The organism is Pseudomonas sp. GZD-222, assembly GCF_049310525.1.
GTDB lineage: Bacteria > Pseudomonadota > Gammaproteobacteria > Pseudomonadales > Pseudomonadaceae > Aquipseudomonas.
The window spans coordinates 60,716-83,883 of record NZ_JBMOWO010000042.1; the positions used below are offsets into that span (position 1 = coordinate 60,716).

The window sequence follows — 23,168 nt, forward strand, 5'->3', positions numbered from 1 at the left end:
GAATCAACGACTCACAGCAATCGCCTGGTCACTCATGATACGCGGAGTCAGGAAGACCAGCAGCTCGGATTTTTTCTCTTGTAGAACATCGCGACGAAACAGCCGCCCAACATACGGCACATCGCCGAAAAATGGCACCTTGTCGACAACTTTACTTTGCACCGTGGAGTACACACCGCCGATCACGATGGTTTCGCCATCGCCGACGTGGACCTTGGCATTGACCTCGTTCTTGCGGATTGGCGGGACACTGGCCAGGGCATTGAGGTAGTCCGGCTCGTCCTTGGTCACTTTCACGGCCATGATCACCCGGTTGTCCGGGGTGATCTGTGGCGTCACCTCCAGGGACAGCGACGCTTCGCGAAAAGTCACCGAGGTAGCACCGCTGCCGCTGGTTTCCTGATAAGGCACTTCGGTGCCCTTGAGGATCCGCGCAGTCTCCTTGTCGGCGGTGACCACCTTGGGCTGGGAGATGATTTCGCCATTGCCGGACTTCTCCATGGCGCTGAGCTCAAGGTCGAGCAGGACGTTATCGCGCACCAGGCCGAGGCCGATGGCCGAGGTGGCCCGCTCTGCGCCCAGATCGACAAAGGTGTCAGCGCCACCCAGGACCAGGCCACTGCCGAGGTTCAGCTCCCCGCCCCAGCGCACGCCAAGGCTGCGCTCGTAATCGACATTCGCCTCGACGATCCGCGCCTCGATCATCACCTGGCGTACCGGCACATCCAGGCGAGCGATCAACTGGCGCAGCTCCTCCAGACGCTCCGGGGTCTGGCGTGCGATCAGGGTGTTGGTTCTTTCATCGACACTCAACGCCCCTTGGGATGGCTGCAATGGGTCGTTGTCCATCAGCGACTGGAAAACCGCTGCTATGTCTGTCGCCTGGGCATAGTGAATCGGCAGCAGCTCACGCCGAGTCGGCGCCAGACCCGCCACCTGTTGACGATCTTCAAGCCGCTGCCTTTCCTGCCCAGCCAACTCGCCGGCAGGCGCCACCAACAAGACATTGCCCTCGCTACGCTTCTCCAGCCCCTTGCTGCGCAGCACCAGATCCAGCGCCTGCTCCCAGGGCACCTCCTGCAGACGCAGGGTGATCCTGCCTTGCACCGCATCACTGGCAACAAGATTGACCCCGGAGAAATCGGCCAGCACCTGCAACACCGAGCGCACCTCGACATCCTGGAAATTCAACGACAAGGGCTCACTCTTTGAAACACTGCTGGCTGAAGCCACGCAAACCCCTTGCACCGAAAGCAGCACGGTGAATACAGCCATGTAGCATCCTGCTCTCATCTGCGACCTCCCTGGTGCGCACATTTATCCAGCACTCGCAGGCAACCTCAGGCTCAGCGTTCGACGTCGCTCGACCCAGCCCCTGCCCGCCACGAAAACTTCCTCGGCCACTTCAACCTGCCGCTCCTCGATGCCCACGACCCGCCCCCTGTCACGCCCCAGACGGTCGCCCAGCTGCAAGCGATGCACGACGCCAGAAACCTGCAGCAAAGCAAAGCGGGCCTGACCACGGGCAAGACTGCCAATCATCTCGAACTGGTCGAGAGCCAGGGTTTCCAGGTACTGGCGGTGCTGCATCAGCGGCGATGGCTCGAACGGGCTGCGCGAAAAATCCGGCACAGGCCGCACAGGTTCAGGCTCAAGAAGCTTGTGGTGGGGACCCGTACTCGCCACTCGACTACGGTAAGCACTGACCTGAACCTGCAACCGCAACCCTGCGGAGTTCGGCGCCTGCACCGGCAGCAACGAGAAATCCTGCACGGTGACAAGTCGCGGCAGTTGAGCCAGGCCTTGGGCAAAACTGGCCAATTTCGCGTAGGCGCCTCGCAACTGAAATTGCATCGGTAATTCAACGTGGTGCTCATGAAGGACTTCCGGTAACACCTCCACCTGCTCGACAAACACCCCTTCCGACTGCCCTCGGCGCGCAATTTCTTCCAACAGATCGGCCAGCTCACCGCCTGCAGCCAATCTCCAGCGTGATGCATCCAGGCGTTGGTACGCTGCAGCCAATTGTGCTTCGTGCGGCGCCAGCGCCTGCGCTCGTTCGGTCTTTTCAGCCTGCTCGATCAGCAACTGCTGCGACTGCTCACCACCCTTGTCGAGCTCGATGAAAAGCGCGCGCAGATGCACGAAGTAGGCAAGCCCCAGCGTCAGCACCAGGACACTGGCGAGCAAGGCTGCCTGCCCGACGCGAGAGCTTGCCGCCAGCTGTTGCCATCGGGCCACGGACAACACGCTCAAGACTCATCCCCCATGGTCACGCTCAGTTCGAACGCCTCACCCTCATCCACCGCCTTCATCTGTTGCATTTCAGCCTCCCCAAGCGCTGAGGACAGGTTGCGCAACAGCTGAGCGACCAACGAACCAGAGCGCGCCAGCCCATGGATATGCAGATGCATGCCTTCTCGAGTAACCGCGGTGAGGTACACCCCTTGTGGCACGGCGCGCTCAAGGCTTTCGAACAGCTCCAGGAGAAATAGCTGCTTGCCCTGCAGATGCCCCAGCGCTTGCAGCCTATGCTCGACCTGCTCCTGCTCAACCTTGAGCTGCGCGACCTGCGCCAACTGAGCATCCAAGCGCTCAATGGCTTGGTGGATCGAAGTGCGTTCACGCATTTGACGCTGCTGCACCTGCCGCCCTAGTTGATCGGCCACCCAAACAATTAACACAGCAAGCAAGCCAACGCCCAACAACAAGCCCTGCAAACGCCGGATACCGACGTGCCGGCTTTGCTCACGCCAGGGCAGCAGATTCAACGCAGGCATCGATCGTCCTCCCGCATTGCCAGGCCACAGGCAACCGCAAGGTAAGGTGCCTGTACCTTCAAGGACTGGGCTTCCAGGCCTGACGCCAGAACCAGACCGTTGAAGGGATCAACATGGCGCACTGGCAGACCGAGGCGCTGCTGCAATTGCCCAGGCACATGCGGTTCCGCCGCACCCGCCCCTGAAAGTAGCAACTGACTCGGTAGCGCCCGCCCCGGGCTGGACAACAGGTAGTTATCCACAGCCGTCGTCAACGACTGCACGGAGTGTCCCTGGGCAGGCCGGGGGGCTTCGCGCCGTAACGGCAGAGGTTCTTCACCCCACTCGAAAAAAACCAGAGCATCGGCTTCAACGTGCAGCAGCAGACCTTCATGAGCACCATCGGCCTGCACAGCACGGTGCAAGGCATGGCTGTCGGGCTCGACCACACAGGCACGCAGCCCCGAGGATTCGAGACTGGCATGGAGAACATCGAGCAAAGCCAGGTGACACGCCGCGACAACAACCCGCTGGCGCTGCGGATCGCCAGGATCGGGCCCCATGACCTGGAAATCGATTGCAGCATCTTCAAGGGCAAAAGGGATGAACTGGCCGGCATCGCCTGGCAGGCGCTCGGCGATCGATTCGTCCTCGAGGTCAGCCGGCATCGACAGCTGCTTTTCGATCACCAGCCCGGCCGGCAGTGCAATGGCCGCACGCCGTCCGCGCCCGGCGCTACGCCGAACAGCCTGGAGCAAGGCTGCTCCGAGCTGTTCGGGGTCACCGACCCAGCCATTGTCCATAGCCGCCGCAGGCAAGGGCTCAAGCGCCCAGGCCAAGACGCGCCAACGACCGCGATAGCGCTGCAGACGCACCAGCCTGATGAACGGAGGGTTAATTTCTAGCCCCAAAAGTGAACCGGCATCCCTGCCCAAGCGTCCAAGCATCGGTTTTTCCTTGCTCGCCGCAGGTCAACAGGGGGCTTTACCCTGTCAAACCTGGCTGATTCCCTGAAGGCTGCGCCAATAACGCGAGCCTGCGAAAAATGCTTATAATGCCCAGCGTTTTTCCTTGTCCGCTGGTCCTGCGCGCAACCCATTCTTTTACCTGGACGCCCAAAAGCCTTGATACGTCTGCTGAAGTTCTTCTGGTGGTCTTTCGTCGCAGTCATTTGCGCCATCGTGCTCGGTCTGAGCGGCGCGTTTCTGTATCTTAGCCCCAGCTTGCCCTCGGTAGAGGCCCTGAGAAGCATCCAGTTGCAGATCCCTTTGCGGGTCTATAGCAGCGACGGAAAGCTGATTGCCGAGTTCGGCGAAATGCGCCGTTCTCCTATCCGTTTCGCCGATATTCCACCCCATTTCATCCAGGCTTTGCTCTCGGCCGAAGACGACAATTTCGCCAATCACTATGGGGTCGACCCCAGCAGCCTGATGCGTGCTGCAACACAATTGCTCAAGTCCGGGCACATCCAGACCGGCGGCAGTACCATCACCATGCAGGTGGCGAAGAACTTCTTCCTCAGCAGCGAACGCAGTTTCTCGCGCAAAACCAACGAAATCCTCCTGGCCCTGCAGATCGAACGCGAGCTGACCAAGGACGAGATCCTTGAGCTGTACGTCAACAAGATCTACCTGGGCAACCGCGCCTACGGCATCGAAGCCGCAGCCCAGGTGTATTACGGAAAATCGATCCGCGACATCAGCCTGGCGCAGATGGCCATGATCGCCGGCCTGCCCAAGGCACCCTCGCGCTTCAACCCGCTGGCCAACCCGGTGCGCGCCAAAGAGCGTCGTGACTGGATTCTGGGGCGCATGTACAAGCTGGGCAAAATTGACGAGGCCAGCTACCAGGCCGCACTGGCCGAGCCGATCAACGCCAGCTACCACGTGCCGACACCTGAAGTCCGCGCCCCGTACATCGCCGAGATGGCCCGCGCCGAGATGGTCGGCCGCTATGGCAGCGATGCCTACACCGAAGGTTTCCGGGTAACTACCACGGTGCCGAGCGACCTGCAGGAAATCGCCAACAAAGCCGTACTCGACGGCCTCAGCGCTTACGATGAGCGCCACGGCTATCGCGGTCCTGAGGCGCGCTTCCCGGGCAAGACCCATGCTGAGTGGCTGCAAGAGCTGAGCAAACAGCGTCCGCTGGGCGGCCTGGAGCCGGTGATTGTCACCCGCGTCGACAAGACCGGCCTGCAGGTGCTGACCCGTGCCGATAAGCTGGAAAGCGTAGCCTGGGACACCATGAAATGGGCCCGCCCGTTCCTCAACACCAACAGCCAGGGGCGTGCACCGCAGCAGCCTGCTGACGTCGCCCAGGTGGGTGACCTGATCCGCGTGCAGCGCCTGGACGACGACAGCCTCAAATTCAGCCAGGTCCCCGGTGCACAGAGTGCCCTGGTCTCGCTCGACCCAACCAGCGGCGCCATCCGCGCCCTGGTTGGCGGTTTCTCTTTCGAGCAGAGCAATTACAACCGCGCCATGCAGGCCAAGCGTCAGCCGGGTTCGAGCTTCAAGCCATTCGTCTACAGCGCGGCACTGGACAACGGCTACACCGCGGCCAGCCTGGTCAACGACGCACCGATCGTGTTCGTCGACGAGTACCTGGACAAGGTCTGGCGTCCGAAGAACGACACCAACACCTTCCTTGGCCCGATCCGCATGCGTGAAGCGCTGTACAAGTCGCGCAACCTGGTATCGATCCGCTTGCTGCAGGCCATGGGCGTCGGTCGCACCATCGAGTACATCAGCAAGTTCGGCTTCAACAAGCAGGACCTGCCGCCCAACCTGTCCCTGGCCCTGGGTACCGCCACCCTGACGCCGATGGAAATCGCCACGGGCTGGAGCACCTTTGCCAACGGCGGCTACAAGATCACCCCGTACCTGATCGAGCGCATCGAGAGCCGTAACGGTGAAACCCTGTTCACTGCCAACCCGCCACGGGTACCGCAAGTGGAACAGGTCGAAGCCGGTATCGGCGCGCCAGAAGCGCCGATCAGCACTCAGTTCCCCGGTGAAGCGGCTGCCACGCCTACCGGCAATCAGCCGGCCTTCCCCCAGGCACCAGCGGTGGCCGAACGCATCGTCGACGGCCGTACCACCTACATCCTCACCAGCATGCTGCAGGACGTAATCAAGCGCGGCACCGGGCGCCGCGCCCTGGCGCTGGGTCGCACTGACCTTGCGGGCAAGACCGGCACCACCAACGAATCCAAGGACGCCTGGTTCTCCGGCTACAACGCGGACCTGGTGACTACCGTCTGGAGTGGTTTCGACCAGCCTGAAACCCTGGGTCGCCGTGAATACGGTGGCACCGTGGCGCTGCCGATCTGGATGAACTTCATGGGCCCGGCGCTCAAGGACAAGCCCAACCACACCCCGGCAGAGCCAGAAGGTATCCTCAGTTTGCGGGTTGACCCGGTCAGTGGCCGGGCGGCAACGCCGAGCACGCCGAATGCCTACTTCGAGCTGTTCAAGGCCGAGGACACACCGCCGTCGGTCAATGAACTCAATGGCTCGGCGCCGGGCAGCCCGCTGCCGGCAGATGAAGCAGCACCGATCGACCTGTTCTGACCGGCCATAGGTGGGAGCGGGGGGGGGGGGGGGGGGGGGGGGGGGGGGGGGGTGGGGAGGGGGGGGGGGGGAGGAGGGTAGCGAGGTTGCCCCGCGATGCGATGTGACTGATACACCGCAATCGCGGGGCAAGCCCGCTCCCACCGGGGGTGTGGTACCGCAACACATGGTTATGCCAATGGAACAAAAAAGCCCCGGCTCTCACGAGCCGGGGCTTTTTGTTACAACGCTACAACGGCTCAGCCGTTGAACACGTCATCCACGCTTTTCAGCGGGTAGTTCTTCGGATACGGCAGGGTCGCCACACCGGTTTCGATGGCAGCCTTGGCTACAGCATCGGAGACGACGGTGATCAGACGGGCATCCATTGGCTTCGGAATGATGTACTCACGGCCGAACTCCAGCGCGTCGACGCCGTAGGCTGCGCACACTTCCTTCGGCACCGGCAGTTTGGCCAGGTCTTTCAGGGCGTTGGCAGCAGCGATCTTCATTTCTTCGTTGATGCGCTTGGCGCGAACGTCCAGAGCACCACGGAAGATGAACGGGAAGCCCAGTACGTTGTTGACCTGGTTCGGGTAGTCGGAACGACCGGTGGCCATGATCACGTCGCTACGGGTAGCGTGCGCCAGCTCTGGAGAAATTTCCGGATCAGGGTTGGAGCAGGCGAAGACGATCGGGTTTGGCGCCATCGACTTCAGGCCTTCGGCGCTCAGCAGGTTCGGACCGGACAGACCGACGAACACGTCAGCGCCGTCCAGGGCATCAGCCAGGCTGCGCTTGTCGGTAGCGTGGGCAAACACTGCCTTGTACTGGTTCAGGTCGTCACGGCCAGCGTGGATCACGCCAGTACGGTCAACCATGAAGATGTTTTCGATCTGTGCACCCATGCTCACCAGCAGTTTCATGCAGGAGATGGCGGCAGCACCGGCACCCAGGCAGACGATCTTGGCGTCGGCCAGGGTTTTGCCAGCGATTTCCAGGGCGTTGATCATGCCGGCCGCGGTGACGATAGCGGTACCGTGCTGGTCATCGTGGAAAACCGGGATGTCGCACTGCTCGATCAGGGTGCGTTCAATCTCAAAGCACTCAGGTGCCTTGATGTCTTCGAGGTTGATGCCACCGAAGGTGATGGAAATGCGGCGGACAGTGTCGATGAAAGCCTGCGGGCTCTCCGATTCGACTTCGATGTCGAATACGTCGATGCCAGCGAAACGCTTGAACAGAACACCCTTGCCTTCCATGACAGGCTTGGACGCCAATGGGCCGAGGTTGCCCAGGCCGAGAATGGCGGTGCCGTCGGAAATGACTGCTACCAGATTGCCCTTGCCGGTGTACTTGTACGCCAGCTCTGCGTCGCGAGCAATTTCGCGTACCGGCTCGGCCACGCCGGGGCTGTAGGCCAGCGCCAGGTCGCGAGCAGTCGCGGTAGGTTTGGAGAGCTCGACGCTCAGTTTCCCCGGACGAGGCTGAGCATGATATTCGAGAGCGGCGGTTTTCAAATCTGACATGGTGGGCATTCCGCTATTTACTGTTCTGACGGACCGCCGAGGATACGCAAAGAGCAATGGGCCGACAAGACTGGTCGGTCACTTGTGTCAAGGCCTTTAACCTACGACTTTCCGCCAAGAGCCGCGGCCTGCAAGGGTTTCGATGTGTACAATCGAAATAAAAAATGTAGACAATATTTTATCTTTCGACCCGTTCCAGCATCGAAGGGTCGGTCAACGGCAGCAGCCAACGCTGCTGCCCAGGTTTCAGACCGCCTTTGCGGGAACGATCCAGCACCCAGCCGCGAGCTTCGATGGATCGACCTTTCAGATCATTGAGAAAAGCAGTCGGGAAGTTGCGCTGCAAACGCGCAGGCACTTGAAGCACCAGCGAATCATTGATTTCGATCCAGATGCCCCCGCGATTGCGCTCGATACCCTGAACCTTGCCGCTGATCAACGCAAAGCCGGACTGCCGAATCTGGCTGGCCGGCGTCAGCGGCGATTGCCGCCACAGGCCTTTGCCCGCCTGACGAGCGGCGTTTTCAGCCTGCTGCTGACAGCCGCTCAGCGACACGTTCGGCGCCACCGCGACCCGGTAACCGAGACCTTCGCTAAGCAGTTGTGCTTCAAAATTGTCGCCAGAGCGGCCGTAGACGTGCGCCAGTGTGCGTCCGTATTTGTCACGCGACTCGACGCCCGGGACCAGGCTGACCTGGCCGCCGCTCCCCTTGACCAAGGCCTGTAAACGCTGGCGCGCAGCCTCGGCGAAGGCTTCACTGGTACGGCCCTTGCGGCCGATCTCCGGGGCATTGATACCGATCAGGCGCACGCTGCGGCCATCATTCAGACGCAAGGTATCGCCATCGACCACTTGGCGCACACTGACAACCTGTGGATCAACCGGTAGCGGGCAGAAGGCCAGAGCCGGCAGTTGCCAAATTGCGCCCACAAAAAAGGCGCCCACGAGGGACGCCTTTTTCAGCAGCATTGCCAAACCCATCGGGCCGGCTACGCGCAATCTTACTTCTTGCCGAACGCTGCGAAGCGGTCTTCGAAGCGCTTGACGCGGCCGCCGGTATCCAGAGTCTTCTGCTTACCGGTGTAGAACGGGTGGCACTCGTTGCATACGTCGGTACCCAGCGGGGAGCACAGGGTCGAACGAGTTTCGAACTTGTTACCGCAGCTGCAGGTGACTGCGATTACTTCATAATTCGGGTGAATTTCTGGCTTCATGGTCACTTCCTCGACTGCGTGCCGCCACCCAACACCATTGTTGAATACCGCACGTAATTAGGCGGCGAATAATACCAGAGCATCCAGGCAACGCAAGTTGTCGCTTGCACCGGCTGTCGTCTGCTAGGCTCGCCGGGTCTTGGAAATCCTCTTCAGAGAACTCATCGCGTGTCCGACGTCATTCTGCGCCTCGCCCTGCCCTCGCCCCTGCGGCGGCTGTTCGACTACAGGGCCCCGGCGAGCATGGCACGCCAGGCGCTGAGCCCGGGCATGCGTATTCGCGTGCCGTTCGGGCGACGGGAAATGATCGGCATCCTGATCGAAATCACCGACAAGAGCGAAGTCCCGGCAGACAAACTCAAGCCTGCAATCGCTCTGCTCGACCCGGTTTCGCCGCTGCCCCCGGCCCTGTTCAAGCTCTGCCTGTGGACAGCCCAGTACTATCAACACAGCCTTGGCGACACGTTGAGCTGGGCCTTGCCGGTGCTGTTGCGCCAGGGCGAACCGGCCGAAGCCCGCCAGGAACGTTTCTGGCAAGTTGCGCCGGGCGCCCGCCAGGACGATCCGCGCATCGCCCGTGCTCCGCGCCAACGCGAGGCCCTGGCGACACTGGCGCAACACCCTCACGGGGTCGCACATACCTTGTTGAGCAAACTGATGCTGAGCAAGGACAGCCTCGACCTGCTGCTGGCCAAGGAGCTGGTTCAGGTCGAGGTGCGCCGCCACCTGCCCCAGGAGCGCCATGAACACTGGCTGGCACAACCCGAACTGCCCCTGAACGACGAACAACGTGCCGCCTTCAACGCTGTGCGCTCAGGCTTCGACAGTTTTCATGCCTTCCTGCTGGCCGGTGTTACCGGCAGCGGCAAGACCGAGGTTTACCTGCAGTTGATCCGCGAAACCCTGGAGGCCGGCAAGCAGGCGCTGATCCTGATCCCGGAGATCAATCTCGGGCCGCAGACCCTGGCGCGCTTCGAACAGCGTTTCAACGCCCGCATCGCCCTGCTGCACTCGGCGGTCAACGACCGTGAACGCCTGGACGCCTGGCTGGCAGCCCGCGATGGCGAGGCCGACATCATCATCGGCACCCGCTCGGCGCTGTTCACGCCGATGAAGCACCCCGGTCTGATCATCATCGACGAGGAGCACGACGGCTCCTATAAGCAGCAGGAAGGCCTGCGCTACCACGCCCGCGACCTGGCCCTGGTGCGCGCGCGCCAGGAAAACATCCCGATTTTACTGGGTTCGGCAACGCCATCACTGGAAAGCCTGCACAACGCCCACAGTGGCCGCTATGGCCTGCTACGCCTTAATCAGCGCGCCGGTGGCGCCCAGCAACCGCGCTTCCTGCGCCTGGACGTGAAGAGCCGGCCACTGGACAGCGGCATCAGCGGGCCAATGCAACAGGCCATCGGCCAGACCCTGGCCGCCGGCCAACAGGTACTGGTGTTCCTCAATCGCCGCGGTTTTGCCCCGACCCTGTTGTGCCACGACTGCGGCTGGATGTCCGAGTGCCCGCGCTGCGATGCGCGCATGACCGTACACCAGCGCTCCAACGAACTACGCTGCCACCACTGCGGATACGACGAGCGCGTGCCGCGCCAATGCCCGCAATGCAACAAGGTCGACCTGCGCCCGGTGGGCGCCGGCACCGAGCGGGCGGAAGAACGCCTGAGCATTCTTTTTCCCGACTTTCCGGTGCTACGCGTGGACCGCGACAGCACCTCGCGCAAAGACGCCATGAACCAGCTGTTCGCCACCATCCAGCGCGGCCAGCCGTGCATTCTGGTCGGCACTCAGATGCTCGCCAAAGGACACCACTTTCCGCGGGTGACGCTGGTGGCGATTCTCGATGCTGATGGCGGCCTGTTTTCCGGTGATTTTCGCGCCAGCGAGCGCATGGCCCAGCTTATCGTGCAGGTTGCCGGTCGCGCCGGACGCGCCGAGGAGCCCGGCAAGGTGATCATCCAGACCCATCTGGCTGACCACCCGCTGCTGGTGCAATTGACCGAACAGGGTTACTTCGCCTTCGCCGAGCAAGCGCTAAGCGAGCGGCGTGCAGCGGGTCTTCCGCCGTTCGCCCACCTGGCCCTGCTGCGGGCTGAAGCGCATAAACCGGGACAGGCCGAAGGTTTCCTCGACGAAGCCTGCAGCGCAGCAGAACAGCTACTTGCCGAACACAACCTGCAGGGCATCGAGCTGCTCGGCCCGGTTCCGGCACCGATGGAACGACGCGCGGGACGTTTTCGTGCACAACTATTGCTCCAGGCCAATGCACGGGCGCCTTTGCATCGACTGATCAGTGCCTGGTTGCTACTGTTGGAACAAATGCCGTCCGGGCGCCAGGTACGCTGGTCTTTGGATGTAGATCCGGTGGATCTGTATTGATGAACCTTTGTAGGAGCGGATTTATCCGCGAACACCCTTCGCGGATAAATTCGCTCCTACAGGTCTGCGGTGTACTTGCGACACCAAAGGTTGGCAACCTCGCCCCGGCAACGGATAATGTCCAGTTTTTCCACCTGCGCATCGAAGCGCCGCCGCGCTTGCGGTCGAAAGAGAAGCCCATGAAAGACACCATTCGCCAGCTTATCCAGCAAGCCCTCACCCAACTCGTCACCGACGGTGTGTTGCCTGAAGGGCTGACGCCGGCGATCCAGGTGGAAAACGCCCGGGACAAAACCCACGGCGACTTCGCCAGCAACATCGCGATGATGCTGGCCAAGCCGGCCGGCATGAAGCCGCGTGACCTGGCCGAGAAAATCATTGCCGCGCTGCCTGCCGACGAGCAGGTCAGCAAGGTCGAGATCGCCGGCCCGGGCTTTCTCAACTTCTTCCAGAATACCCAGGCTCTGGCCGCTCGCCTGGATGCCGCGCTGGCCGATGCCAAGCTCGGCGTCAGCAAGGCCGGCCCGCAGCAGAAGGTCGTGGTCGATCTGTCGGCGCCTAACCTGGCCAAAGAGATGCACGTCGGTCACCTGCGCTCGACCATCATCGGCGACGCTGTGTCGCGCGTTCTGGAATTCCTTGGCGACACCGTGATTCGTCAGAACCACGTTGGCGACTGGGGTACCCAGTTCGGCATGCTGATGGCTTACCTGCAGGAAAACCCAATCACCAGCGACGAACTGTCGGATCTGGAAAACTTCTACCGCGCCGCGAAAAAGCGTTTTGACGAGTCGGAAGAGTTCGCCGACCGTGCTCGCGGCCTGGTGGTCAAGCTGCAAGCGGGTGATGAGGAATGCCTGAAGCTGTGGACCCGCTTCAAGGACATCTCGCTGTCGCACTGCCAGAAAACCTACGAACTGCTCAACGTCAAACTGACCATGGCCGACGTCATGGGTGAAAGTGCCTATAACGACGACCTGGCCAACGTGGTCTCCGACCTCAAGGCCAAGGGTCTGCTGGTCGAGAGCAACGGCGCCCAGTGCGTGTTCCTCGACGAATTCAAGAATGCCGAGGGCGAGCCACTGCCGGTAATCGTACAGAAGGCCGACGGCGGCTACCTGTACGCCACCACCGACCTGGCTGCCATCCGCTACCGCAGCAACGTACTCAACGCTGATCGCGCCCTGTACTTCGTCGATCAACGTCAGGCCCTGCACTTCAACCAGGTGTTCGAAGTGGCCCGCCTTGCCGGCTTCGTCGGCCACCCGATGCAGATGGAACACATGGGCTTCGGCACCATGAACGGCGCCGATGGCCGCCCGTTCAAGACCCGCGACGGCGGCACGGTGAAGCTGATCGACCTGCTCACCGAAGCCAAGGAGCGCGCCTACGCCCTGGTCAAAGAGAAAAATCCGGAGCTGCCAGAAGACGAACTGCGCGCTATCGGCCAGGTGGTCGGCATCGATGCGGTGAAATACGCCGACCTGTCCAAGCACCGTACCAGCGACTACAGCTTCAACTTCGAGCTGATGCTCAACTTTGAAGGCAACACTGCGCCGTACCTGCTGTACGCCTACACCCGCGTTGCCGGTGTGTTCCGCAAGCTGGGCAAAAACTTCGAGGAAGTGGACGGTCAGATCGTTCTGCAAGCCGCCCAGGAACAAGATCTGGCCGCGCGCCTGGCCCAGTTCGGCGAAATCCTGAACAACGTCGCCGAAAAAGGTACCCCGCACGTACTCTGCGCCTATCTGTACGACGTCGCCGGCCTGTTCTCCAGCTTCTACGAGAACTGCCCGATCCTGGGTGCCGAAACGCCCGAACAACAGCAGAGCCGCCTGCGCCTGGCCGCCCTGACTGGCCGTACCCTCAAGCAAGGTCTGGAGCTGCTCGGCCTGGAAACCCTGGAGCGTATGTAAGTTGGCTGCCAAGAAAAAACCTGCACCCAAGCGCGGCGCCAGCCGCAACCAGGCCCCGGCAAAGCAACCGATTCCGGGCTGGTTGTGGCTGGCGATCGGCCTGACCGTCGGCGCCTTCGTCGTTTTTCTGATGAAACTTGAGCCGGGCAACGAAGAGGTCAAGCGCAGCAAGCCTGAACAGCAGAAAGCCGAGAAGGCCGCCGAAGCCAACAAGACCGCGCCAAGCCCGCAACAACCGGTCAAGCCCAAGTACGACTTCTATACCTTGCTGCCCGAGTCTGAAGTGATCGTGCCGCCTGAAGCCGTACCGGAGAAGACCCCACCGGTACCGGCACAACCGCCGGTCACCCCGGCGGAAGCGGCGAAGATCGATACCGCACGGGCCCAGGCAGCGCTGATGGGGCAGACGCCACCACCGGCGCCACCGGTGATCAAGCCGGCGGCCACCACGCAGTTCTTCCTGCAGGCCGGTTCGTTCCGAAAACAGGCAGATGCCGACAAGGTCCGCGCGCAGATCATTCTGCTCGGCCAGGCGGTCAAGGTGGAGTCCGGTACCGTCAAGGACGAAACCTGGTACCGGGTGCTGGTCGGCCCGTTCAGCAATCGCGAGCAGCTGACCGTGGCTCAGAAACAACTGGCCGGCAGCGGCTTCAGCAACCTGTTGCTGCAGCAGCGCCAGACCCGCCAGTAATCCCGCAGATGGCCTTGCCGGCAACGGCAAGGCCAGCGCGTTCAACGCCGCTGGGCGTTGGCCAGTGACACCTGGGTGTTCAGCGTCCAGAAGTCATACAAGACCCCCACCAGAAACAGCCCGCCCGTGAACAGGTAGATGATCCCGGTGATCCATTTACCCTGGTACATACGGTGCACGCCGAAAATGCCCAGGAAGGTCAGCAGGATCCAGCTCAGGCTGTAGTCCAGAGGGCCGGCATGAAAGCGCAGGTCGGCTTCGCGGTCCATCGCCGGAATCAGGAACAGGTCGATCAGCCAGCCGATACCCAGCAGGCCCAGGGTGAAGAACCAGATCGTCCCGGTGACCGGCTTGCCGTAGTAGAAACGGTGAGCGCCGGTGAAACCCAAAATCCACAGCAGATAACCGATCACTTTGCTGTGAGTGTCATGCAGCTGTCCGTCCTGTTGATAACTGTTCATTCATAGCCTCTGCGGGTTATCGAAAAATTTTCTAAGAAAAAATGTGACTTTCTGGTGACGAGCCGACGTGTGGCAATTGGCCCCACCCCTTCGCGCAAAGGCCTATCCTGCCTGGCCTGCGCGCTTTATTTATGTTTTTTTGCCGCAATGTGGCCGGTTTTCGCGGTCGTTGCAATCGACAGACGGATCAGAAATTGACCAAAAAGCTGTTATAAAGTTTCGCGCTAACCAACAAGAGCCCTGCCCATGCGTCATTTTTTCAAGACATGGCTGACCCTTTGCCTATTATTGCCACTGGCCGCCCACGCCACCAACCGTGAGCAACGTTTACCCAACGGTTTCTCCACCAAGTCCACTTATTCCGCGGCTGCGCGTTCGAACAAGAATGTCAGCAGCAAAGCCCAGCATCGGTCGCGCAGCAACCAGCCGAGCCTGCCGATCGCCTCGATGTCGCCCGAACAGAGCAGCGATGTACTCAGTCGCGCCGTCAACGTCCTCGGCACCCCGTACCGTTGGGGCGGCAGCAGCCCGAGCAAAGGCTTCGACTGCAGCGGCCTGGTCAAGTACGCCTTCAACGACATCGATGAAGTCGACCTGCCTCGCACCTCCAACGCCATGGCCCAGGGTCACGGCGTGAAGGTCGATCGCAACGACCTCAAGCCCGGCGACCTGATCTTCTTCAACATCAAGAGTCGGCGGGTCAACCATGTTGCCATCTACCTGGGCAACGATCGCTTCATCCATGCCCCGCGCACCGGCAAGCGTGTCAGCATCGACACCCTGAACAAGCCCTACTGGCGCAGCCGCTATGTCGTTGCCAAGCGTGTCCTACCGAAAAGCCAGCAGCTGGCCCTGGCCAAGCGCTAACGCCATTCATGTGCCAGCAAGCGGGCACTTTCAAGGTTGATCACTCCCCGTGTCGCCAAGCCCTGAAGGCAACTGTCCAGGGTCTGCATACCCAGCGCGCCGCCGGCTTGCATCACCGAATACAGCTGCGCCACCTTGCCCTCGCGCACCAGGTTGCGCACCGCCGGCGTGGCCAGCAGTATCTCGTGAGCGGCCACCCGCCCTGCGCCGGACTTCTCCACCAGAACCTGCGACACCACCGCCTGCAGGGCTTCGGCCAGCATGGCGCGGACCAGTTGTTTTTCCTCAGCGGCAAAAACGTCCACCAGCCGGTCGATGGTCTTGGCCGCCGAGCCTGCGTGCACGGTCGCCAGCACCAAGTGCCCGGTTTCAGCCGCAGTCAGGGCCAATCGTATGCTCTGCGCATCGCGCAGCTCACCGAGCATGATCACATCCGGGTCCTGACGCAGCGCGCCGCGCAAAGCCTCGGTAAAGCCACGGCTATGTCTGCCTATTTCACGCTGGCTGATCAGACTGCGACGAGGGCTGTGGATAAACTCGATGGGGTCTTCGAGGGTGATGATGTGCAGTTGCCGCTCACGGTTCAGGTGATCAAGTAACGCGGCCAGGGTAGTGGACTTGCCCGACCCGGAGGGACCGGTGATCAGTACCAACCCCGCAGGCAGCTCGGCAATTTGCTCAAACACGCGGCCCAGGCCCAGCTCGGCAAGGCTGCTCACCCGGTTCGGAATCACCCGAAGCACCACTGCAGGGCCTCTGCATTGAATAAACGCATTGACCCGAAAGCGCGCCAGATCTGGTACGGCAACAGAGAAATCGACGTCCTGAAGCGTTTCGAAATCCTTTTTCTGCCCCTCAGTCATCAGTTGCCCCAGCAGCGTCAGCACCTGCTCAGTGTTCAACTGCGGTAAATCCAGACGGCACACGCGCCCCTCCACGCGCATGGCCGGCACCTCTGCTGCCGCAAGGTGTATATCCGAGGCCCCGGCCTTTATTGCCGGGGCCAACAGTTCAGTCACATCCATGAGACTCCCCAAAGGCTGCCAAGCAGGTAGAATGCCGCAGACCCAAAGAGCCGCTGGCATCGATCAATGTCCACCATAGCAGACAACCTTTCCACGCTCGCCGCACGCATCAGCGCTGCCGCCGAAGCCGCTGGACGCGCATCTTCCGACATCCGCCTGCTGGCGGTGAGCAAGACCAAACCTGCCGCCGCCGTGCGTGAAGCCTTCGCCGCCGGGGTTCGCGATGTCGGTGAGAACTACCTGCAGGAAGCCTTGAACAAACAAGGCGAATTGACCGACCTGCCCTTGACCTGGCACTTCATCGGCCCCATTCAGTCGAACAAGACTCGCGCGATTGCCGAGCATTTTGACTGGGTACATTCCGTGGACCGCCTGAAAATCGCCCAACGCCTGTCCGAACAACGACCCGAGGGCCTTGAGCCGCTGAATATTTGCCTGCAGGTGAACGTCAGCGGCGAGGCCAGCAAATCCGGTTGCACGCCCGCAGACCTGCCCGCGCTGGCTACTGCCATCGCCGCCTTGCCGCGACTACGGCTGCGCGGATTGATGGCGATTCCCGAGCCGACCGACGATCGCCTCGCTCAGGAAGCCGCCTTTGCCCGGGTTCGCGAGCTGCAAGCCAGCCTGGACCTGAACCTGGACACCCTTTCCATGGGCATGAGCCACGACCTGGAAGCGGCAATTGCCCAGGGCGCGACCTGGGTGCGTATCGGCACTGCGCTGTTTGGCGCGCGTGACTACGGCCAGCCCTGACCTATGCCTTTTTCAACTTTTTCCTAAAGGACCTGACATGAGCAAGACTCGTATTGCCTTTATCGGCGCCGGCAACATGGCGGCCAGCCTGATTGGCGGCCTGCGCGCCCAGGGCCTGGACGCCTCACAGATCCGCGCCAGTGATCCGGGTGCCGAGCAGCGGGCGAAAGTCCATGCCGAGCACGGTATTGAACTGTTCGCCGACAATGCCCAGGCCGTCGACGGCGCCGACGTTGTCGTGCTGGCGGTCAAACCCCAGGCCATGAAAGCCGTGTGCGAAGCACTCAAACCCAGCCTCAAGCCCGAGCAACTGGTGGTTTCCATTGCCGCCGGGATCACCTGCGCCAGCATGAACAACTGGCTCGGTGCGCAACCGATCGTACGCTGCATGCCCAACACCCCGGCGCTGCTGCGCCAGGGCGTGAGCGGCCTGTACGCCACCAGCGAGGTTTCTACGGCGCAACGCCAGCAGGCCGAACAACTGCTGTCGGCCGTGGGTATTGCCCTGTGGCTGGACAGCGAACAACAGCTGGACGCCGTTACCGCCGTCTCCGGCAGCGGACCGGCGTATTTCTTCCTGTTGATCGAAGCCATGACCGCAGCCGGTGAAAAACTTGGCCTGCCACGCGAAACCGCAGCCAAACTGACCCTGCAAACCGCGCTGGGTGCTGCGCACATGGCCGTCAGCAGCGACGTCGACGCCGCCGAACTGCGTCGCCGCGTCACCTCCCCTGCCGGTACCACTGAAGCGGCGATCAAGTCGTTCCAGGCCGATGGATTCGAAGCGCTGGTGGAGAAAGCGCTGAGCGCTGCCGCACACCGCTCGGCCGAGATGGCCGAACAACTGGGCAACTAAGGAGCCGAACATGATCGGATTGAACACCGCTGCCATCTACATTTTGCAAACCCTGGGCAGTCTTTACCTGCTGATCATCATGCTGCGCTTCATCTTGCAGCTGGTTCGTGCCGACTTCTACAACCCGCTCAGCCAGTTCGCCGTGCGCGCTACCCAGCCGCTGCTCAAGCCCATGCGCCGGATCGTTCCGAGCCTGTTCGGCCTGGACATGTCGTCGCTGCTGCTGGCGATCATCGTCCAGCTGCTGATCATGGGCCTGACCCTGCTGCTGGCCTACGGCACCACCGGTAATCCGCTGCAACTGCTGGTCTGGTCGATGATTGGCGTTACCGCACTGTTCCTGAAGATTTTCTTCTTCGCTCTGATCATCAGCGTGATCCTCTCCTGGGTTGCTCCGGGCAGCCACAATCCGGGCGCCGAGCTGATCAACCAGATCTGCGACCCGTTCCTGGCGCCGTTCCGCCGCCTGCTGCCGAACCTCGGTGGCCTGGATATCTCGCCGATCCTGGCGTTCATGGCGCTGAAACTGATCGATATGCTGGTCATCAACAACCTGGCGGCCATGACCGGGATGCCGGAGATGCTGCGCTTGCTGGTCTGATCTATCGCGGGGCAAGCCGGCTCCCACAGAAGCACTGTGGGAGCGGGCTTGCCCCGCGATACGCTCCTTGCCCCCCACCCCCGCGGTCTTTAGACTTACGCCTCATTTAAGCGTGAGCAGGGTCGATGTCCACTGTCTTTCCCGAAGATTCGGTCGGTCTGGTAACACCGCAACTGGCACAGTTCAACGAGCCCCTGGCCCTGGCCTGCGGTCGCTCGCTGGCCACCTATGAACTGGTCTACGAAACCTACGGCACCCTGAACAGCGCGGCCAGCAACGCCGTGCTGATCTGCCATGCGCTGTCCGGCCACCACCATGCGGCGGGCTATCACAGCCCCGACGACCGCAAGCCGGGCTGGTGGGACAGCTGCATCGGCCCGGGCAAGCCGATCGACACCAATCGTTTCTTCGTGGTCAGCCTGAACAACCTTGGCGGTTGCAATGGCAGCACCGGCCCCAGCAGCATCAACCCGCTCACCGGCAAGCCCTACGGCGCCGACTTCCCGGTGTTGACCGTGGAAGACTGGGTGCACAGCCAGGCGCGCCTGGCCGACCGCCTGGGCATCCGGCAGTGGGCCGCCGTCGTCGGTGGCAGCCTGGGCGGTATGCAGGCGCTGCAGTGGACCATCACCTACCCTGATCGCGTGCGTCACTGCCTGGACATTGCCTCGGCACCCAAGCTCTCGGCGCAGAACATCGCCTTCAACGAGGTGGCCCGCCAGGCCATCCTCACCGACCCCGAGTTCCACGGCGGCTCGTTCCAGGACCAGGGCGTGATCCCCAAGCGCGGCCTGATGCTGGCGCGCATGGTTGGGCACATCACTTACCTGTCCGATGACTCCATGGGCGAGAAATTCGGCCGCGAGCTGAAAAGCGACAAGCTCAACTACGACTTCCACAGTGTCGAGTTCCAGGTCGAAAGCTACCTGCGCTATCAGGGCGAGGAGTTCTCCGGCCGTTTCGACGCCAACACCTACCTGCTGATGACCAAGGCCCTGGACTACTTCGATCCGGCCGCCGCCCACGGTGGCGACCTGGCCGCGACCCTGGCCAATGTCACCGCCGACTACTGCGTGATGTCCTTCACCACCGACTGGCGTTTCTCGCCGGCCCGTTCGCGGGAGATCGTCGACGCCCTGATCGCCGCGCGCAAGAACGTCTGCTACCTGGATATCGACTCGCCCTATGGCCACGATGCCTTCCTGATCCCGACCCCGCGCTACATCACGGGATTCACGAACTACATGAACCGCATCGTCTGCTGAGGAAGCTATGAGAGCCGACCTGGAAATCATCCAAGACTGGATCCCCGCCGGCAGCCGGGTACTCGACCTCGGTTGCGGTACCGGTGAACTGCTGGCTTCGCTGCGCGACCACAAGCAGGTCGCCGGCTACGGCCTGGAAATCGACCCCGACAACATCGCCCAGTGCGTAGCCAAGGGCGTCAACGTCATCGAACAGGACCTCGACAAGGGCCTGGGCAATTTCGCCAGCAACAGCTTCGACGTGGTGGTCATGACCCAGGCCCTGCAGGCCGTGGAGTACCCGGACCGGATCCTCGACGAAATGCTGCGTGTAGGCCGCCAGTGCATTATTACCTTCCCCAATTTCGGCCATTGGCGTTGCCGCTGGTACCTGGCGACCAAAGGTCGCATGCCGGTCTCGGACTTCATGCCGTATACCTGGTACAACACGCCGAACATTCACTTCTGCACCTTTGAAGACTTCGAGGCGCTGTGCAGCGAACGTCGCGCCCAGGTCCTCGACCGTCTGGCCGTCGACCATTTGCACCGCCACGGGTGGGCAAGCAAGCTATGGCCTAATCTTCTAGGGGAGATCGGCATTTACCGTGTCAGCAGCCCCGGCCTTACCGAACACAAGGTCGCGGTTTAACCCGCACACTGGAGGAGAACGATCATGGGTCGCTTGTTGAGCTTTTTACTGACTGCCTGCCTGAGCATGAGCGCAGTCGCCGCCGACGCCATCAAGGGCGAACGCCAGGAGGTGTTCGGGGATACCACGGTGCACTACAGCACCTTCATCTCGACCTTCCTGCAGCCGGATATCGCCAAAGCTGCCGAGTTGGTTCGCAGCAAGAATCAGGGCGTGATCAACATTTCGGTGATCAAGGCCGGCAAGCCCGTGGTCACCCAGGTCAGCGGCAGCGTCAAAGACCTCACCAGCAATTCGATCCCGCTGAAGTTCAAGCAGGTCAACGAACAAGGTGCGATCTACTACCTCGCCCAGTTCCCTGTGGAGCAGCAGGAAACCCGTACTTTCACCATCAATGTTGATACTGGCGGCAAAACCGAAACCATCAGTTTCAACCAAGAGCTTTTCCCAGGCGAATGATGACTTTTCAGCAAATCGTATTGGCCAGCCACAACGCCGGCAAACTCAAGGAACTGCAGGCCATGCTCGGTGATACCGTGCAACTGCGTTCCATTGGCGAATTCAGCAGCGTCGAGCCGGAAGAAACCGGCCTGTCGTTCGTCGAGAATGCCATCCTCAAGGCGCGCAATGCTGCGCGTATTTCCGGCATGCCGGCACTGGCCGACGACTCTGGCCTGGCAGTGGACTTCCTCGGTGGCGCCCCGGGTATCTACTCGGCGCGCTACGCCGACGGCAAGGGCGATGCGGCCAACAATGCCAAGCTGCTCGATGTGCTCAAAGAGGTTCCACAGGAACAACGTGGCGCCCAGTTCGTTTGCGTCCTGGCACTGGTCCGGCATGCCGACGACCCGCTGCCGATCCTCTGCGAAGGCCTTTGGCACGGTCGCATCCTGACCGAGGCCAGCGGTGAGCACGGCTTTGGCTACGATCCGCTGTTCTGGGTGCCGGAGCGTAACTGCTCGAGCGCCGAACTGAGCCCCGCCGACAAGAACCAGATCAGCCACCGTGCCCGTGCCATGAGCCTGTTGCGTCAACGTCTGGGCCTGGCATGACCGATCGTTCGCCGGCACAGCCACTGCACCTGGGCGAGGCTGGCTTTACTTCCCAAGCACCGCGGGCGGCCTTGCCACAGCTGCCGCCCCTGGCGCTGTACATCCATATCCCCTGGTGCGTGCGTAAATGCCCGTACTGCGACTTCAACTCCCACGCGGCTACGCCGGAGCTGCCGGAAGAAGCGTACGTCGATGCCCTGCTGGCTGACCTCGATCAGGAACTGAGTGCGGTCTACGGCCGGCCGATCAGCTCGATCTTCTTCGGCGGCGGTACCCCCAGCCTGTTCAGCGCCCGCGCTTTGGGTCGGCTGTTGCAGGCTGTGGAGCAACGCATACCGTTTGCCAGCGATATCGAAATCACCCTGGAAGCCAACCCCGGGACGTTCGAGCAGGAGAAGTTCAAGGCCTACCGGCAGTTGGGTATCAATCGCCTGTCGATCGGTATCCAGAGCTTCCAGCAGGCCAAACTCGAAGCGCTGGGCCGCATCCACAACGGTGACGAAGCGATTCGCGCCGCCGACATGGCGCGCAATGCCGGGTTCGACAACTTCAACCTCGACCTGATGCACGGCCTGCCCGATCAGTCGCTGGAGGATGCCCTGGGTGACTTGCGCCAGGCCATCGCGCTGAACCCTACGCACCTCTCCTGGTACCAGCTGACCCTGGAACCGAACACGGTGTTCTGGAACCAGCCACCGCTGCTGCCCGAGGACGACATCCTCTGGGACATCCAGGAAGCCGGCCAGGCCCTGATGGCCAGTCACGGCTATACCCAGTATGAAGTCTCGGCCTACGCCCAGCCTGGCCGGGCTGCACGGCACAACCTCAATTACTGGAGTTTCGGCGACTTCATCGGCATCGGTGCGGGTGCCCACGGCAAACTCAGCCATCCGGACGGGCGCATCCTGCGCACCTGGAAAACCCGTCTGCCCAAGGACTACCTGAACCCGGCCAAGGCCTTCAAGGCCGGCGAAAAGCTGCTGCCGGTGGATGAGCTACCGTTCGAGTTCCTGATGAACGCCTTGCGCCTGACCCAAGGTGTAGACGCCGAGTTGTTCAGCCAGCGCACAGGGTTGGCGCTGGAACAACTGACTGCGGCGCGGCGTGAAGCCGAACAAAAGGGCCTTTTGCAGGTCGAAACCACGCGACTGGTCGCCACTCCACGGGGCCAGTTGTTCCTCAACGACCTGCTGCAGTATTTCTTGACCTAAGGATTGCGAATGGACTTGGTACTCGACCTGCTATCGACTGTTTCCCGCTGGAGTCGCGGCAATCTGTCGGAGATCTCACTGGCGCTTGTGGGCTGTTTGCTGGTGCTGTTCGGCACCGACATCAAAGGCTGGGTAGAGCAACGCCTGGGCGGCCTGGCAGGCGCCTTGCGGGTTCCCTTCATGGCCTTGCTGGTGATGATCGGTAGCGGTGCGGCGCTGATCTATGCCACGCCGTGGGTGGTGAAAGGCCTGGCGCAGTTCAACAACTATGCGTTGGCGCCGGTATTGCTGATTGTGCTGGTATTGATTGGCGTAGTTGCGGACCGCCGCTAAAAGCATCGCGGGGAAAAAAACCCCCCCACCACCGGAGGGAGGGCTGCCCCCCCCTCAGCTCTCA

The 23,168-nt window shown here is 61.8% G+C and carries 22 protein-coding genes and 2 pseudogenes; 15 read left to right on the forward strand and 9 right to left on the reverse strand.

Annotated features, from left to right (window positions below; all coding sequences use genetic code 11):
• Positions 1–3: 3 nt before the first annotated feature.
• Genes ACO6VD_RS07295 through pilM form a run of 4 tightly spaced genes read right to left on the reverse strand, consistent with a single transcriptional unit; the run spans position 4 to position 3,706 of the window.
• Entirely contained in the window at positions 4–1,275 is a 1,272-nt protein-coding gene (locus ACO6VD_RS07295; RefSeq protein WP_422418001.1) for a type IV pilus secretin PilQ, read from the reverse strand.
• A gap of 42 nt (positions 1,276–1,317) precedes the next feature.
• Positions 1,318–2,250 (reverse strand): pilus assembly protein PilP, encoded by a 933-nt coding sequence (locus tag ACO6VD_RS07300; protein WP_422418018.1) that lies wholly within the window; start codon positions 2,248–2,250, stop codon positions 1,318–1,320.
• A 2-nt stretch (positions 2,251–2,252) separates the two neighbouring features.
• On the reverse strand, positions 2,253–2,780 hold the full coding sequence (locus ACO6VD_RS07305) for a PilN domain-containing protein (protein ID WP_422418002.1): 528 nt from the start codon (positions 2,778–2,780) through the stop codon (positions 2,253–2,255).
• A complete protein-coding gene (gene pilM, locus ACO6VD_RS07310; protein WP_422418003.1) occupies positions 2,768–3,706 on the reverse strand; it encodes a type IV pilus biogenesis protein PilM in 939 nt (312 codons plus the stop codon). The genes ACO6VD_RS07305 and pilM overlap by 13 nt, the downstream gene beginning before the upstream one ends.
• A gap of 180 nt (positions 3,707–3,886) precedes the next feature.
• Here pilM and ACO6VD_RS07315 point away from each other — a divergent pair, with 180 nt between their 5' ends.
• The gene (locus tag ACO6VD_RS07315; RefSeq protein WP_422418020.1) at positions 3,887–6,334 is read left to right on the forward strand and encodes a penicillin-binding protein 1A; all 2,448 of its coding nucleotides are present in this window, start codon (positions 3,887–3,889) and stop codon (positions 6,332–6,334) included.
• 239 nt (positions 6,335–6,573) lie between these two features.
• On the opposite strand, the gene ACO6VD_RS07320 is transcribed toward ACO6VD_RS07315, so the two are convergent.
• The 3 genes from ACO6VD_RS07320 to rpmE all read right to left on the reverse strand — a co-directional run bounded on the left by ACO6VD_RS07320 (position 6,574) and on the right by rpmE (position 9,057).
• Positions 6,574–7,842, reverse strand: a complete 1,269-nt coding sequence (locus ACO6VD_RS07320; RefSeq protein ID WP_422418004.1) for a malic enzyme-like NAD(P)-binding protein — start codon at positions 7,840–7,842, stop codon at positions 6,574–6,576.
• A 178-nt stretch (positions 7,843–8,020) separates the two neighbouring features.
• Complete coding sequence (locus ACO6VD_RS07325) at positions 8,021–8,842, reverse strand: thermonuclease family protein (protein WP_422418005.1); 822 nt, start codon at positions 8,840–8,842, stop codon at positions 8,021–8,023.
• Positions 8,843–8,844: 2 nt separating this feature from the next.
• Entirely contained in the window at positions 8,845–9,057 is a 213-nt protein-coding gene (gene rpmE, locus ACO6VD_RS07330) for a 50S ribosomal protein L31 (protein ID WP_038615552.1), read from the reverse strand.
• 168 nt (positions 9,058–9,225) lie between these two features.
• Between rpmE and ACO6VD_RS07335 the strand changes: the two genes are divergently transcribed.
• The 3 genes from ACO6VD_RS07335 (at position 9,226) to ACO6VD_RS07345 (ending at position 14,052) form a co-directional block, all read left to right on the forward strand.
• The gene (locus tag ACO6VD_RS07335; RefSeq protein WP_400174099.1) at positions 9,226–11,445 is read left to right on the forward strand and encodes a primosomal protein N'; all 2,220 of its coding nucleotides are present in this window, start codon (positions 9,226–9,228) and stop codon (positions 11,443–11,445) included.
• Between the two features lie 179 nt (positions 11,446–11,624).
• On the forward strand, positions 11,625–13,361 hold the full coding sequence (gene argS, locus ACO6VD_RS07340) for an arginine--tRNA ligase (RefSeq protein WP_422418006.1): 1,737 nt from the start codon (positions 11,625–11,627) through the stop codon (positions 13,359–13,361).
• A 1-nt stretch (position 13,362) separates the two neighbouring features.
• The gene (locus tag ACO6VD_RS07345) at positions 13,363–14,052 is read left to right on the forward strand and encodes an SPOR domain-containing protein (protein WP_422418007.1); all 690 of its coding nucleotides are present in this window, start codon (positions 13,363–13,365) and stop codon (positions 14,050–14,052) included.
• Positions 14,053–14,093: 41 nt separating this feature from the next.
• On the opposite strand, the gene ACO6VD_RS07350 is transcribed toward ACO6VD_RS07345, so the two are convergent.
• A complete protein-coding gene (locus ACO6VD_RS07350; RefSeq protein ID WP_422418008.1) occupies positions 14,094–14,513 on the reverse strand; it encodes a TM2 domain-containing protein in 420 nt (139 codons plus the stop codon).
• A 246-nt stretch (positions 14,514–14,759) separates the two neighbouring features.
• Between ACO6VD_RS07350 and ACO6VD_RS07355 the strand changes: the two are divergent.
• Together ACO6VD_RS07355 and ACO6VD_RS07360 are read left to right on the forward strand one after the other, a co-directional pair.
• Positions 14,760–14,862, forward strand: a pseudogene (locus ACO6VD_RS07355) (peptidase P60); the annotation flags it as partial.
• 92 nt (positions 14,863–14,954) lie between these two features.
• Positions 14,955–15,380 (forward strand): annotated as a pseudogene (locus ACO6VD_RS07360) (C40 family peptidase); the annotation flags it as partial.
• Here the strand turns inward: ACO6VD_RS07360 and ACO6VD_RS07365 are convergent.
• Entirely contained in the window at positions 15,377–16,405 is a 1,029-nt protein-coding gene (locus ACO6VD_RS07365) for a type IV pilus twitching motility protein PilT (RefSeq protein WP_422418009.1), read from the reverse strand. The pseudogene ACO6VD_RS07360 and the gene ACO6VD_RS07365 overlap by 4 nt on opposite strands.
• 66 nt (positions 16,406–16,471) lie before the next feature.
• Here ACO6VD_RS07365 and ACO6VD_RS07370 point away from each other — a divergent pair, with 66 nt between their 5' ends.
• The 9 genes from ACO6VD_RS07370 (at position 16,472) to ACO6VD_RS07410 (ending at position 23,104) form a co-directional block, all read left to right on the forward strand.
• Positions 16,472–17,158, forward strand: coding sequence for a YggS family pyridoxal phosphate-dependent enzyme (locus ACO6VD_RS07370; protein WP_422418010.1), 687 nt, complete (start codon positions 16,472–16,474; stop codon positions 17,156–17,158).
• Between the two features lie 37 nt (positions 17,159–17,195).
• The gene (gene proC / locus ACO6VD_RS07375; RefSeq protein WP_422418011.1) at positions 17,196–18,014 is read left to right on the forward strand and encodes a pyrroline-5-carboxylate reductase; all 819 of its coding nucleotides are present in this window, start codon (positions 17,196–17,198) and stop codon (positions 18,012–18,014) included.
• A 10-nt stretch (positions 18,015–18,024) separates the two neighbouring features.
• The gene (locus tag ACO6VD_RS07380; RefSeq protein WP_400174105.1) at positions 18,025–18,615 is read left to right on the forward strand and encodes a YggT family protein; all 591 of its coding nucleotides are present in this window, start codon (positions 18,025–18,027) and stop codon (positions 18,613–18,615) included.
• Between the two features lie 125 nt (positions 18,616–18,740).
• Entirely contained in the window at positions 18,741–19,880 is a 1,140-nt protein-coding gene (metX, locus tag ACO6VD_RS07385) for a homoserine O-succinyltransferase MetX (RefSeq protein WP_422418012.1), read from the forward strand.
• Positions 19,881–19,887: 7 nt separating this feature from the next.
• Positions 19,888–20,508: a methionine biosynthesis protein MetW gene (metW, locus tag ACO6VD_RS07390; protein WP_038997652.1), complete on the forward strand. Its 621-nt coding sequence runs from the start codon at positions 19,888–19,890 to the stop codon at positions 20,506–20,508.
• Positions 20,509–20,532: 24 nt separating this feature from the next.
• The gene (locus tag ACO6VD_RS07395; RefSeq protein WP_422418013.1) at positions 20,533–20,967 is read left to right on the forward strand and encodes a DUF4426 domain-containing protein; all 435 of its coding nucleotides are present in this window, start codon (positions 20,533–20,535) and stop codon (positions 20,965–20,967) included.
• Positions 20,964–21,560 (forward strand): RdgB/HAM1 family non-canonical purine NTP pyrophosphatase, encoded by a 597-nt coding sequence (rdgB, locus tag ACO6VD_RS07400; RefSeq protein ID WP_400173713.1) that lies wholly within the window; start codon positions 20,964–20,966, stop codon positions 21,558–21,560. The genes ACO6VD_RS07395 and rdgB overlap by 4 nt, the downstream gene beginning before the upstream one ends.
• Positions 21,557–22,771 carry a radical SAM family heme chaperone HemW gene (hemW, locus tag ACO6VD_RS07405; protein ID WP_422418015.1) on the forward strand — a complete coding sequence of 405 codons (1,215 nt, stop codon included), beginning with the start codon at positions 21,557–21,559 and terminating at the stop codon, positions 22,769–22,771. The genes rdgB and hemW overlap by 4 nt, the downstream gene beginning before the upstream one ends.
• A gap of 9 nt (positions 22,772–22,780) precedes the next feature.
• Entirely contained in the window at positions 22,781–23,104 is a 324-nt protein-coding gene (locus ACO6VD_RS07410) for a DUF3392 domain-containing protein (protein ID WP_285863107.1), read from the forward strand.
• Positions 23,105–23,168: the final 64 nt, after the last annotated feature.